Origin of the sequence: Nocardiopsis codii (genome assembly GCF_036327455.1) — a bacterium.
In the GTDB taxonomy this organism is placed as follows: domain Bacteria; phylum Actinomycetota; class Actinomycetes; order Streptosporangiales; family Streptosporangiaceae; genus Nocardiopsis; species Nocardiopsis codii.
Window position 1 is genome coordinate 242,005 of record NZ_JAUZMY010000005.1, and the last position, 12,578, is coordinate 254,582.

General features: G+C 72.7%; 10 protein-coding genes. 1 reads left to right on the forward strand and 9 read right to left on the reverse strand.

From position 1 onward, the window contains the following. Position 1 precedes the first annotated feature (1 nt). Genes mmsB through chvE form a run of 3 tightly spaced genes read right to left on the reverse strand, consistent with a single transcriptional unit; the run spans position 2 to position 3,962 of the window. Positions 2 to 1,273: a multiple monosaccharide ABC transporter permease gene (mmsB, locus tag Q8791_RS07815; protein WP_330090915.1), complete on the reverse strand. Its 1,272-nt coding sequence runs from the start codon at positions 1,271 to 1,273 to the stop codon at positions 2 to 4. Next, positions 1,270 to 2,874, reverse strand: coding sequence for a sugar ABC transporter ATP-binding protein (locus Q8791_RS07820; RefSeq protein WP_330090916.1), 1,605 nt, complete (start codon positions 2,872 to 2,874; stop codon positions 1,270 to 1,272). Before Q8791_RS07820 ends, mmsB begins: the two co-directional genes overlap by 4 nt. Beyond that, the gene (gene chvE / locus Q8791_RS07825) at positions 2,871 to 3,962 is read right to left on the reverse strand and encodes a multiple monosaccharide ABC transporter substrate-binding protein (protein WP_330090917.1); all 1,092 of its coding nucleotides are present in this window, start codon (positions 3,960 to 3,962) and stop codon (positions 2,871 to 2,873) included. The genes Q8791_RS07820 and chvE overlap by 4 nt, the downstream gene beginning before the upstream one ends. A 91-nt stretch (positions 3,963 to 4,053) precedes the next feature. Between chvE and Q8791_RS31805 the strand changes: the two genes are divergently transcribed. Then, positions 4,054 to 4,380 (forward strand): hypothetical protein, encoded by a 327-nt coding sequence (locus Q8791_RS31805; protein ID WP_407941968.1) that lies wholly within the window; start codon positions 4,054 to 4,056, stop codon positions 4,378 to 4,380. Between the two features lie 288 nt (positions 4,381 to 4,668). Here Q8791_RS31805 and Q8791_RS07835 read toward each other — a convergent pair whose 3' ends face one another. The 6 genes from Q8791_RS07835 to Q8791_RS07860 all read right to left on the reverse strand — a co-directional run bounded on the left by Q8791_RS07835 (position 4,669) and on the right by Q8791_RS07860 (position 12,218). After that, positions 4,669 to 6,105, reverse strand: coding sequence for an L-fucose/L-arabinose isomerase family protein (locus tag Q8791_RS07835; RefSeq protein WP_330090918.1), 1,437 nt, complete (start codon positions 6,103 to 6,105; stop codon positions 4,669 to 4,671). A gap of 9 nt (positions 6,106 to 6,114) precedes the next feature. Beyond that, entirely contained in the window at positions 6,115 to 6,807 is a 693-nt protein-coding gene (locus tag Q8791_RS07840) for an L-ribulose-5-phosphate 4-epimerase (protein WP_330090919.1), read from the reverse strand. After that, positions 6,804 to 8,525 carry a ribulokinase gene (araB, locus tag Q8791_RS07845; protein WP_330090920.1) on the reverse strand — a complete coding sequence of 574 codons (1,722 nt, stop codon included), beginning with the start codon at positions 8,523 to 8,525 and terminating at the stop codon, positions 6,804 to 6,806. Before araB ends, Q8791_RS07840 begins: the two co-directional genes overlap by 4 nt. Positions 8,526 to 8,566: 41 nt before the next feature. After that, on the reverse strand, positions 8,567 to 9,583 hold the full coding sequence (locus Q8791_RS07850; protein ID WP_330090939.1) for a LacI family DNA-binding transcriptional regulator: 1,017 nt from the start codon (positions 9,581 to 9,583) through the stop codon (positions 8,567 to 8,569). Positions 9,584 to 9,753: 170 nt separating this feature from the next. After that, positions 9,754 to 11,007: a deoxyguanosinetriphosphate triphosphohydrolase gene (locus tag Q8791_RS07855; RefSeq protein ID WP_330090921.1), complete on the reverse strand. Its 1,254-nt coding sequence runs from the start codon at positions 11,005 to 11,007 to the stop codon at positions 9,754 to 9,756. A gap of 50 nt (positions 11,008 to 11,057) precedes the next feature. Continuing rightward, the gene (locus Q8791_RS07860; RefSeq protein WP_330090922.1) at positions 11,058 to 12,218 is read right to left on the reverse strand and encodes a YdcF family protein; all 1,161 of its coding nucleotides are present in this window, start codon (positions 12,216 to 12,218) and stop codon (positions 11,058 to 11,060) included. Between the last annotated feature and the right edge of the window lie 360 nt (positions 12,219 to 12,578).

The following is a 12,578-nucleotide window of genomic DNA, read 5'->3' on the forward strand; positions in this document are numbered from 1 at the left end:
CTCAGGGCGTTGCGGGGACGCCTCCCGGGCCCGGCGGGGACCGGTCCACCCCCTTCCGGCCCGCTCCGCCCCGGGACGTCACGTCGAGTGTGCGTCCCACCGAGACACGGCGCTTGTTGTAGATGTCGAACGCCACCGCGAGCAGCAGCACCAGTCCCTTGATGAGCTGCTGCCAGTCCACGCCCAGCCCGATCAGCGACATGCCGTTGTTGAGCACGCCCATGACCAGGGCTCCGACGACGGCCCCGACGACGGTTCCCACGCCGCCGGCGGCGGACGCGCCGCCGATGAAGGCCGCGGCGATCGCGTCCAGCTCGAACATGGTCCCCGCTCCCGGGGTGGCCGCGTTGAGCCGGCCCGTGAACACGAGCCCGGCCAGCGCGGAGAGCACGCCCATGTTGACGAACACCCAGAACGTGGTGCGGCGCGTCCTGATCCCCGACAGCGCGGCGGCCTGCTCGCTGCCGCCGACGGCGTACACGCGCCGACCGGCGGTCGTGGAGCGCATGACGAAGGAGTAGCCCGCGATGAGCGCGACCAGCAGCAGCCCCACGAGGGGCAGACCGTTGTACTGGGCCAGCACGTAGGCGAACACCATGATGACCGCGACGGTGACCGCCGAGGCCAGCACCGTGACCGCCGCCGGCGGCGCGGGCAGCTCGTGCCTGAGGTCGCGCGCCCGCGAACGCCACTGGATCCACACGACGGCCGCGGCCCCCGCCGCGCCCAGCAGCAGCGTCGGCGCGTGCAGGCCCAGGATCTCCACGTCCGGCAGGAACCCGCTGGCCATGTTCCGCAGGGAGGTGGGCAGCGGGGCGATGGACTCGCCGCCGAGCACGGCCAGGGTGGCGCCCCGGAAGACGAGCATCCCGGCGAGCGTGACGATGAACGCGGGTACGCGCACGTACGCGACCCAGAACCCCTGCCAGGCGCCGATGAGGGCGCCCAGGAGCAGGGCCAGGGGGACGACCACGGGCGTGGGCAGCCCCCACGACGTGAGCATGATGGCGGAGACCGCCCCCGTGAACGCCACCACCGAGCCGACCGACAGGTCGATGTGCCCGGTGACGATCACCAGCATCATCCCGATCGCGAGGATCAGGATGTAGGAGTTCTGCATGATCAGGTTGGTGACGTTGAGGGGCGTCAGCAGCAGCCCCCCGGTGAGGATCTGGAACAGCACGATGATCGCCACCAGGGCGATGGCCATGCCGTACTGCCGCGCGTTCGCGCGCACCAGGGACGCGACGAGTGTCACCGGGCGGATGGTCATCGTGGTCTCCTCGTGTCGGGCCGGTCCTGTTCGCCGGTCCGTGTCATGAGTCTCATGAGGGTCTCCTGGTCGGCCTCCTCACCCGGCACCTCGCCCGTGATCCGCCCCTCGCACAGGGTGAGGATCCGGTCGCACATGCCGAGGAGCTCGGGGAGCTCCGAGGAGATGAACAGCACGCACGCGCCCTCGGCGGCGAGCTTGCGCACGATCAGGTAGATCTCGTACTTGGCCCCGACGTCGATGCCCCGGGTGGGCTCGTCGAGGATGAGCAGCTCGGGTCGTGTGAACAGCCACTTGCCGAGCACGACCTTCTGCTGGTTGCCGCCGCTGAGGGTGCGCACGGCCTGGGTGGTGCCGTGGCTGCGGACGCGCATCCGTTCGCTCATGCGCGCGGCCTCCACCGCCTCCAGCCCGGGGTCGAGGACCCCCCGGGTGGCGACCCGGCCCAGGGCCGCCATGGTGGTGTTGTGGCGGATGTCGTCGTCCAGGATGAGCCCGAGGGTCTTGCGGTCCTCGGGGACGTAGGCGACGCCGCCGCGGATCGCGGCGGCCACGGTGCCGGTGTCCAACTCCTCTCCGTCCTTGGACAGGCTCCCCCGCACCCGGCGCCCGTAGGAGCGGCCGAACAGGTTCATGGCGAACTCCGTGCGCCCCGCACCCATGAGCCCGGCCAGGCCGACGACCTCCCCGCGCCGCACGGTGAGGTCGACCCCGTCGACCATGAGCCGCCCCGGCTGGGTCGGGTGCGCCACCGTCCAGTCGCGGACCGCGAAGCGCGTCTCGCCGATGTCGCCGAACCGTTCCGGGTAGCGCTGGTCCAGGTCGCGGCCGACCATCCCCCGGATGATGCGGTCCTCGTCGACGGAGGGTGTTCCGTCGGCGTGCCGCTCCACGGCCAGGGTCTCGACGGCGCGGCCGTCCCGCAGGATGGTGATCTCGTCGCTGACCCGGACGACCTCGCCGAGCTTGTGCGAGATGAGGATGCAGGTCACCCCCTCGTCCCGGAGTCCGAGGAGCAGGTCGAGGAGCCGGTCGCTCTCCACCTCGGTCAGGGCGGAGGTGGGCTCGTCCAGGATGAGCAGCCGCACCCGTTTGGCGAGCGCCTTGGCGATCTCCACGAGCTGCTGCGCGCCGACGCTGAGGGCCGACACCGGTGTGGTGGGCGCCTCGTCCAGGCCGACGCGCCGCAGGAGTGCGCGCGCCTCCGCGTGGGTGGCGCCCCAGTCGACGATCCCCCGGCGTGCCCTCTCGTGCCCGAGGAAGATGTTCTCGCCGACCGACAGCTGCGGGACGAGCGCCAGTTCCTGGTGGATGATGGCGATCCCGGCGCGCTCGCTGTCGGCGACCCCCGCGAAGGCGCAGGGGTCGCCGTCGACGAGGATCTCCCCGTCGTAGGAGCCCGCCGGGTGGACCCCGCTGAGCACCTTCATCAGCGTGGACTTCCCGGCGCCGTTCTCCCCCATGAGCGCGTGGACGCTCCCGTGGGCGACGCTCAGCGACACGCCGTCCAGGGCGCGCACGCCGGGGAACTCCTTGCGGATGCCGCTCATCAGCAGCAGAGGGCCGCCGTGGGGGTCCGGTCGTGTCTCCGTCTCGCTCATTCGAGGTCGGACTCCTCGTAGTAACCGCTCCCGACCAGTTCCTCCTGGTAGTTGTCGATGTCCACGGAGACGGGCTCGAGCAGGTAGGCGGGGACCACCTTGACCCCGTTGTCGTAGGTCTCGGTGTCGTTGACCTCGACGTCCTCCTCGGCGAGGAGGGACTCGACCATGTCGACGGTCTGGGCGGCCAGGGCGCGGGTGTCCTTGAAGACCGTCTGGGTCTGCTCGCCCGCGATGATCGACTTGACCGAGGAGACCTCGGCGTCCTGGCCGGTGATGACGGGCAGCGGCCTGTCCCCGGTCCCGTAGCCGACCGCCCTCAGGGACTCGATCACGCCGAGGCTGATGCCGTCGAAGGGGGACAGGACGGCGTCCACCTCCTCGTCGGAGTAGTGGGCGCTGAGGAGGTTGTCCATCCGCGCCTGGGCGATGGCGCCGTCCCAGCGCTGGGTGGAGATCTGGCCCATGGAGGTCTGGCCGCTGCGGACGACCAGGGACTCGTCGTCGATGTAGGGCTGGAGGACGGACATCGCGCCGTCGTTGAAGAAGTAGGCGTTGTTGTCGTCGGGCGCTCCGCCGAACAGCTCGATGTCGAAGGGCCCGTCCTCGTTCTCCAGGTCGAGGGCGTCGACGATGTAGTCCCCCTGGAGCTCTCCGACCCGGAGGTTGTCGAAGGTGGCGTAGTAGTCGACGTGCTCGCTGTCGAGGATGAGGCGGTCGTAGGCGATCACGGGGATGTCGTTGTCGGCCGCCATGTCGAGGACGTCGCCCAGGGCCGCACCGTCGATCGCGGCGATGACCAGGACGTCGACGCCGCGGGTGATCATGTTCTCGATCTGGGAGATCTGGTCCTGGACCACGTCCTCGGCGAACTGGAGGTCGGTGCCGAAGCCGCGCTCCTCGAACTCCTCGACCATGTTGGCGCCGTCGGCGATCCAGCGCTCCGACGACTGGGTGGGCATGGAGATGCCGACGGTGCCGGCCTCCCCCTCGGGGCGGGCGGCGTCTCCGACACCGCTGCAGGCGGTGAGCATGAGCGTCGCCCCCAGGAATGCCAGGGCCGGGACGGCCTTCGGGTGGTAGCGCATGTGTTGGTTCCTCTTCCTTCCGGTGGGGGTGGCCGTCGTTCAGCGGCGGCCGGTGGACAGGGGGACCACGGACCAGGAGACGGGGGGCAGGGTGAGCCCGAGCCGTCCGTCCTCCAGACGGGTGTCCTCGTTGGGAGTGGGCGCGACCCGGTCGGGGCCGGCCGTGCTGTCGGTGGCGCGGACGTCGGCGTCGGCGACGTCGTACCGGTCCTCGATGACGGGGGACGCGACCCTCCAGTCGTCGGTGGGCTGGCCCTGGGCCAGTGCCTGGTGGCGGCTGAGGTGCCAGACGTTCCACTCGTCGGAGGAGAGCCGGACGCGCTTCCTGTCGCGCAGCCGGGCGTCGGCGGTGGAGGCGACCGGCTCCAGCTCGAAGTCGTCCCCGCCGATGACGAGGTCGCCGTCCTGCTGGCGGTAGGGGGCCCAGAAGTTGGGCCGGGGCGCCCAGGTGTCGACCGACAGCCCGTACTCCCCGGTGGCGCCCCGGATCTCGCGGAACAGGTCGAGGTGGCCGTCCAGCCGGGAGACCTAGGCGAGGGCCCCGGCGGCGAAGGCCCGGCGGCCGGGGCCGCGCGGGGTGGAGGGGTCGGGGGGTGAGGGGGGTTCGGGGGGTCGGACGCGCACGGTGTTCTCCTTGCGCCGGGGGGTGGGGAGGGCACGGGGCCCTCCCCGGGAGGCGGGCGCCGGGGCGCCCGGGGTCCGGGGGTCAGACCCGGACGTACTCGATGCCGGCGAGCGAGCAGAGGACCCGCCAGTCCTCGGCCCTCGCACCGGTGTTCATGACCATGTGGTGGGTGCCGCCGGACCGGAGCCAGGCGTCCATGCAGGCCCGCACACCCGACTCCGGGCGGAACTGGCCGTAGGGCATCTCCAGCGACGGCAGTTCGGGGGCGTCGATCACCTCTCCCTCGGCGACCACCAGGCGGAAGTCCTCACCGCCGAGGAAGACCAGGGAGGCGAGGGTCGCGGGTCCCGGCCGGTAGCGGAAGACGATGGTCGGCGGGTCGTCCAGGCCTCCGATCCCCAGGGGGCGCTTGATCAGCCGGACGGGCTCGTCGCCGCGCGCGACCCGCCAGTTCCCCTCCCCCATGTGGCTCATGAGGATGGAGTCGCTGGGGAAGTCCATGGCGTACATCTCGGTGAAGTGGCCGTCCCCGGCGAGCTGGTGCCCGGCGTAGACGATCGACGCCGCCAGCACGTCTCCCTCGCCGGCGAACCCGTACCCCTTGGCCATCAGGGTGGAGGCGGCGGCCATGGGGAGCCGTGCGAAGCGGCCGTCCTCGCCGATGGCGTCGAAGTGGGTGGAGTAGGCGCCCGCCCCCCGCTCCTCCAGCAGCCGCTCGATGCCCAGCTGCATACGGGCGTGGTCCTCGCGCTCCTCCTTAGAGAGGCGCCCGTCGACCGCGAAGGCCCCGTCCTCCCAGGACATGAGCTCCGCGACCTGCTCCTCGGGCAGTTCGGCCATCGTCCGGTGCAGGGAGCCCGGGGCGATGACCTCGACCTCGGGGCCGAGCTTGCGCAGCAGCGAGCTCTCGTCCACCCGGGCGTCGCCCATGCCGTTCATGGGGTACCCGAACACGCCGACCCGGAGCCCGCGCAGGGCGGTGACCGCGCGGGCCGCCCTGGCCCAGCGGTCGATCCTCTCCGCGAACGCGGGGCTCTGCCACTCACCGGTGACGACCTCGAACGGGAGTCCGGCCCGGACCATCGCGTTGGCGGTGTCCTGGGCGCCGTGGATGCCCTGGTTGTAGGTCATGTCGTCCATGTCCCAGGACGGGGAGACCGCGGGGTCCGGCTGGATGTTGGCCAGGGCGACGGGCAGCCGCGCCTGGCTGAACAGGCGGGTGACCCGCAGCGAGGGTCCGTAGGTGAGCATGACGACGAGGACCCCGTCGAGGTCGGCGTCCTCGAACCCGCGCATGGCGCGTTCCGCGTCGTCGCGACCGCGGACCGGGGGGACCACGGTCCACTCGGCGACCTCGGAGAGCGTCTCGGCGACCCGGGCGGCGTACGCGGCCTGGTGCTCGGTGATGCCGGGGATCATGTCGTCGTAGAGCGGCTGCATGATGCCGAGGAGGCCGATGCGGGGCAGGCGGGTTCCGACGGGCGCGTGTTCGGTGGCCGGGGGCGTGGGGAGGGGCACGATCGTTCCTTACTGGCCGTAGACGTTCTGGTACCGGTCGTGGAGCGCGTCGATGTGCTCCTGGGGCAGGCGTTCGAGGGGCCCGCCCTGGCGGGCGATGTGGACGGTGCGCGCCACGTCCTCGCACATCACCGCGGCCTTGACGGCGGCGCGGGCGGAGGCTCCGACCGTGAAGACGCCGTGTCCCCGCATGAGGACGGCCGGGGAGCGGTGGCCGTCGAGGGTGGCGACCACTCCCCTGCCGATGTCGTCTCCGCCGATGAGGGCGAACGGCCCCACGGGGATGTCGCCGCCGAACTCGTCGGCCATCGCCGTGATGACGCACGGGATGGCCTCGCCCCGCGCGGCCCAGGCCGTCGCGTAGGGGCTGTGGGTGTGCGCGACGCCGCCGACGTCGGGGCGCGCCCGGTAGACGTGCGCGTGGGAGGAGGTGTCGCTGGAGGGGGCGCGGCGCCCCTCGACCACCCGACCGTCCAGGTCGCAGACGACCATGTCGGCGGGGGCCAGGTCGTCGTAGGACACACCGCTGGGCTTGATCACCATGAGGTCGGCGCCGGGAACGCGGGCGGAGACGTTGCCGCTGGTCCAGGTGACCAGGTTCCAGCGGGGCAGGTCGGCGTGCAGGTCGCACAGGTGCTCGCGCAGGCGTTCCACCTCCGCCCGGTGCTCCTCGGGGACGGCCCGGGCCGTGTCGGCGGTCATCGTGTTCCCTCCTCGGTGCCGGTCCCGGCGGTGGCCAGGGTGGCGTTGCGGATGGCCCGGAGGCGGCGCAGGCTCTGGCTGCCGCCCCGGCCGAAGTGGTCGTGGAGCTCGGTGTAGAGCGCAAAGAGCTCGTCGTAGGCCGCCGCCCTCCCGGGGTCGGGGTTGACGGTCTCGTCGCGGACCCGCCCCATGGCGGCCGAGGCGGCGTGGATGTCGGGGTGGGCCCCGGCGGCGACGGCCGCGTGGATGGCGGCCCCGACGGCGCAGCTGTACTCGGAGGCGACCAGGCGGATCGGACGGTCGAGCACGTCGGCGTAGACCTGGAGCACGAACGGGTTGCGGACCATGCCGCCTCCGACCGTGAAGTCGGTGACCGGGACCCCGGCCGACTCGAAGGCCTCGACGATCGTGCGCGTGCCGAACGCCGTGGCCTCGACCAGGGCGCGGTAGACCTCCTCCGGCCTGGTGGCCAGTGTCAGGCCGACGAGCACGCCCGACAGGTCGTGGTCGACCAGGACCGACCGGTTCCCGCTGTGCCAGTCCAGGGCGACGAGGCCGTGTTCCCCGACCTGCGCCTCCGAGGCCTTGGCGGAGAGCAGGTCGTGGACGGACAGGCCGCGTTCGCGGGCCTCCTCGTGGTAGGCGGGGGGCACGTAGGAGTCGGCGAACCAGGCGAAGATGTCGCCGACGCCGCTCTGTCCCGCCTCGTAGCCCCACGCCCCGGGGGTGATGCCGCCGAGGGCCAGCCCGCACATGCCGGGGACCTCGGCGAGGACGTCGGAGTTCATGACGTGGCAGGTGCTGGTGCCCATGATGGCGAGCATCCGGCCGTTGCCGGTGGTTCGGGCGGTGGCGGCGGTGACGTGTGCGTCGATGTTGCCGACCGCGACGGGCAGTCCCTCGGGCAGACCGGTCAGGGCCGCGGCCCCGGCGGTGAGGCCGCCGGCGCGCTCGCCCAGCTGGGAGAGGGGGTGGGCGAGCTTGTCCTCCGCGAAGGTCGCGAAGCGGGGGTCGAGTGCGGCCAGGAAGTCCGCGGAGGGCCAGGCCCCGTCCTGGTGGATGCCCTTGTAACCGGCGGTGGCGACGTTGCGGGTCTCGCGTCCGCACAGTTCCCAGACGATCCAGTCGGCGGCCTCGATCCAGCGGTCGGCGCGCTCGTACGCCTCGGGGTCCTCGCGGAGGACCTGGAGTGCCTTGGCGAACTGCCACTCGGAGGAGATCCGCCCGCCGTAGCGGGCCAGCCACGTCTCGTCCCGCTTGGCCGCGAGGGCGTTGATCTCGTCGGCCTCGGGCTGGGCGGCGTGGTGGCGCCACAGTTTGGGCCACGCGTGCGGGCGTCCGGCGAACTCCGGGAGCTCGCACAGCGGGGTGCCGTCCGCGGTCACGGGCAGGACCGTGCAGGAGGTGAAGTCGGTGCCGACGCCGATCACCTGTGCGGGGGTGGCGCCGGAGGCCCGCAGGGCCTCGGGCACGGCCGTGCGCAGGACCTCGCGGTAGTCCTCGGGGCTCTGGAGGGCGGTCTCCGGGGCCAGGGGTTCGGAGGAGCCGGGCAGGTGCGCCGTGATGACGCCGTGCCGGTAGGTGTGGGCGGCGGAGCCGAGTTCGGCCCCGTCCGCGGCGCGGACGACGACGGCGCGGCCGGAGAGGGTACCGAAGTCGATCCCGATGACGACCGCGTCCGGCGGCAGGTGGTTGTTAGCGTTAACATCCTTGCGCACAGGGGGTTCCTTCCATGGGGGGAGGCGCGTGGGTCGCGGGGTCAGGGGGGCGGCGGCCCGCTGCTGCCCCGGTGCCTCAGCTCCGCCGGAACGACTCTCCGCGCGGCCCCGGCGGGGTCGGCCGGGCCGTCGCGGCCCGTCCCGATCTCACCGAGGAGCAGGGCCAGGCTCTCCCGGCCGACCTGGGCGAAGTCCTGGTACACGGTGGTCAGGGACGGGGTGAGGTACTCCGCCTCGGGGATGTCGTCGAAGCCGACCACGCTGACGTCGCCGGGGACGCTCAGGCCGGCCTCGTGCAGGGCGCGCAGCACCCCTATGGCCATCTGGTCGTTGCCTACGAAGATCGCCGTCACCCGCTCCCCCGCGGCCCGCCGGGCCACCAGGGCGCGGCCGAGCTCGTAGCCGGACCGGGGACTCCAGTCCCCCTGGAGCGGTGCCGGGACCGGCGCCCCGGCCTCCTCCAGGGTCCGGCGCCATCCGACGGCGCGCGCCGCGGACTCCAGCCAGAGCGGGTCGCCCTCGATGTGGTGCACCGTGTGGTGCCCCAGTTCGAGGAGGTGGCGGACGGCGTCCTCGGCGCCCTGGACCTGGTCGACGCAGACGACGGGGAGGCCGGAGCCCTCGCCGCCCTCGACCGCGACCAGCGGCAGCGGCCCCGGCAGCGCGGCGAGGGCGTCGACCAGGCTCCGCTGCGGGGCGATGGCGATGCAGCCCTCGACCGACTGCTGGATCAGGAAGTCGGCGGCGGCGACGACGCCGGTCGGCGACACGTCGTCGAGGCTGACCATGCTCAGGAAGTAGCCCGCCTCGCGCGCCGCGCGCTCGATCCCCGCCAGGGTCTGCGCCGGGCCGAAGAGCGTGGTGTCGAAGGCGATGACGCCGAGCACGTTGGTGCGGCGGGTGACCAGGGCGCGCGCCGTGGAGTTGCGGTGGTAGCCCAGCTCGTCGATCGCCCGCTGCACCCGCAGGACGGTCTCCTCGCGGACGTTGGGGTGACCGTTGATGACGCGGGACACGGTCTGGTGGGAGACGCCGGCCAGCCGGGCGACGTCGGCCATGACGGGGGTGCGGCCCACGGGTGGGTTCACCTGAACGACACCTCCGGGTATGTCAGGGGAAATGTGACGCGGACAACATTGTTAGCGTTAACATACGAGGCGTCAACCCCCCTGCCCGAACGAATCGACGGCGCGGGACCCGCTCCCCGGCGCCGACCGCCGGGGCCCCCTCAGCCCACCAGGCGGGAGTGCAGGGCCATGGCGGAGGTGTCGGTGAGCGAGGCCACCTGGTCGACGACCACGCGCAGCGCGGCCGTCTCGTCGGCCGCCTCGGAGAAGGCGGCGCGGAACTGCGGGTCGAGGCCGTCGGGGGCGCTCTTCCAGAGGGCTCCGACGAGTTCGGTGATGAGGCGGCGCTCCTCGGCCTGGTAGGCGATGGCCTCGACACGCGACATCACGAAGTGGACCGCGACCGCCTTGAGCAGGGCGCACTCCAGCAGGGCCCTGCGGGGCACGACCAGGTCGGCGCCGTAGCGCGTGAGCCTCCCCTCGCCGTGCGCGGCGCGGGTCGCGTGCTCGGCCGCCCGGCAGAAGCGGCCGATGAGTTCGCTGGTGAGGTTCTTGAGGGCGGCGAGCGAGGCGAGGTCCCCCGTGAACTCGCTCGGCCACACGGGCGCGGCGAGCAGGTCGGCGAGCACCTGGTGCAGCTCGGCGGCCTCGGCGTCGCAGTAGTAGGCGGCGGCGATCCGGACGATCTCCGCGCGTTCGGCCGTGCCGTGCAGCGCGGCCATGTCGACGAGCCCGGCGTGCAGGGCGTCCTCGACGTCGTGGACGGAGTAGGCGACGTCGTCGGCCCAGTCCATGACCTGCGCCTCGAAGCAGGTGCGGCCGGGCGGCGCCCCCTGGCGCAGCCAGGCGAAGGCCTCCGTGTCGTCGGGGTAGCAGTTGAACTTGTGGGTGTCGGGGCCCTCGCCCCGGAGCCACGGGTACTTGACCGTGGCGTCCAGGGTGGCGCGGGTGAGGTTGAGCCCCGCACTGAGCCCGTCGGGGTCGATGACCTTGCCCTCCAGCCGGATGAGCAGGCGCAGGCTCTGGGCGTTGCCCTCGAACCCGCCGCAGGCGGCCGCCGCCTCGTCCAGGGCGCGTTCGCCGTTGTGCCCGAACGGCGGGTGCCCGAGGTCGTGGGAGAGGCACGCCGCCTCGACCAGGTCCGGGTCGCAGCCCAGGGCCTGGCCGAGCTCGCGGCCGATCTGCGCGCACTCCAGGGAGTGGGTGAGGCGGGTGCGCGGGAAGTCGCTCACCCCGGGCTGGACCACCTGGGTCTTGGCGGCCAGGCGCCGCAGGGCCGCGCTGTGCAGCACCCTGGCCCGGTCGCGCTCGAAGGGGCCGCGAGCCCGGTTCTTACGGTTCTCGCGTGCCTTGCGCTCGGTGTCCGCCGACGTGTAGCCGTCGGCTCCGCCCTCGTCGCGGGAGTGGTTCGTCATCGTGTGCGACCCTACTTCCGAGCAGGGACCAAACACGCCTTCCGCGCTGGTCAGGCAGCGTTGACGCGAATGTCGCTGCTGTCGTTGAAGATCCAGTAGTACCAGAGCGACGCGGTTTCCCTGGTGATGTACCAGAGCTGGGTGCGCCGCTCGATCACGGCCGGCCCGGACCGCGAGGGCGAGGTGCCCGCCTCGATCCCGTGGTCGGCGGCCATCCGCTTGGAGCGCAGGCTGTGCCACGGGTCGGAGACGAGGACGGCGGTCTCCCAGGCGCGGTCCTCGAACACCAGGGAGACGGCGCTGATGCTCTGGAGGGTGTCCCGCCCCTCCTCCACGGCGATGATCTGGTCCGCGGGGATGCCGACCTCGACCAGCCAGTTCCTGCCCGCTGCCGCCTCCGTGAAGTTGTCGCCGGGCTGCTTGCCGCCGACGGTGATGATGACCGGGGCGACGCCCTCGAGGAAGAGGACCTGGGCGTGCCTCAGACGCGCCTCGAACACGGGCGAGGGGACGCCGTTGTACTGGCTGGCTCCGAGCACGACGATGGCGTCGGAGGCGACGCGGTCGTCCTGGCGGGCCGTGTACCAGACCCAGCCCCAGGTACCCGGCGGAATCGCCAGCGCCACCAGCAGCAGGAGCGTGACGACCCAGCGGACGCGGATGCGCCGCGGCTTGCGGCGGCGCGGCCGGGGCGGCGGGCGCTCGGAGCGTCTGCGGCGGGGCGGGGGCTCGTCGTCGAAGGGTTCGCCGCCGAAGGGATCCGTGTCGAAGGGCCCGTCGTCGAACGGCTCCGGGTCGGAGGCGCGCGGCGCGGGGTTCCGGGGCTGCGGGCGGTCCCGGACGAAGCGGCGGGTGAAGGCGGTCCCGGCGGAGGCGTCCTCGGCCGGCTCCGCGGAGAGGTCGTCGGGGGCATGGGCGGGGCGGTCGAACTCGCGGGTGCCGGAGTCCCCGTAGGCGTTCCCGGGGGCGGCGCCGTCGGTCCGCGCGAACTCGCGGGTGCCGGAGTCGCCGGACGAGCCGGGCCCCGTCCTGGAGAACTCGCGGGTGGCCGTGTCGTCGGCACCGCCGACGCGTTCGCGCACACCCTCCGCCGGAGGGATCGCGGTGAAGCTGTCACGGGAGAAGACCCTGGTCGACTCGTCGTCTGAGGAGGAGGCCGTGACCGGCTCCTCCCACGGCTCGTCGCCGCGGCCGTCGTTCGCCGTTCGCACCGGCTCACCTCCGCACAACTTCGCTGATCGGGATCCTGCTACCCGCTGGGACGGCCCGCGCCGACCGGCGGTTCGCGGCGGCGTGGGTCCGAGTGCGGGAGCGGGGGTGGTGTCGGCGCGTCCTGCTTCCGTGTGTGGGGTGGAAGCGGGGGGACGACGGCCTTACCGGCGGCCAGAATACATCACGAAGAGGTCACAACGAGCGCATCGGGACCTGACCGTCGGCCGGGTCGAGTCTAGGGCGTTTTCTGTGGATGACGGCCCTCGCGGAAGGGCGCCCGACGAGCGGGCTCCGGAGGGGCGCGGACGGCCCGGGGACGGGGCCCTCCGGGGCGCGGCGGGCCCGGTGCCGCGGCCAGT

Excerpts from the sequence above, each read along its gene's own strand:
- mmsB (WP_330090915.1), bottom strand. The coding sequence starts at position 1,273 with ATGACCATCCGCCCGGTGACACTCGTCGCGTCCCTGGTGCGCGCGAAC.
- Q8791_RS07820 (WP_330090916.1), bottom strand. The coding sequence starts at position 2,874 with ATGAGCGAGACGGAGACACGACCGGACCCCCACGGCGGCCCTCTGCTG.
- chvE (WP_330090917.1), bottom strand. The coding sequence starts at position 3,962 with ATGCGCTACCACCCGAAGGCCGTCCCGGCCCTGGCATTCCTGGGGGCG.
- Q8791_RS07840 (WP_330090919.1), bottom strand. The coding sequence starts at position 6,807 with ATGACCGCCGACACGGCCCGGGCCGTCCCCGAGGAGCACCGGGCGGAG.
- Q8791_RS07850 (WP_330090939.1), bottom strand. The coding sequence starts at position 9,583 with ATGGCCGACGTCGCCCGGCTGGCCGGCGTCTCCCACCAGACCGTGTCC.
- Q8791_RS07855 (WP_330090921.1), bottom strand. The coding sequence starts at position 11,007 with ATGACGAACCACTCCCGCGACGAGGGCGGAGCCGACGGCTACACGTCG.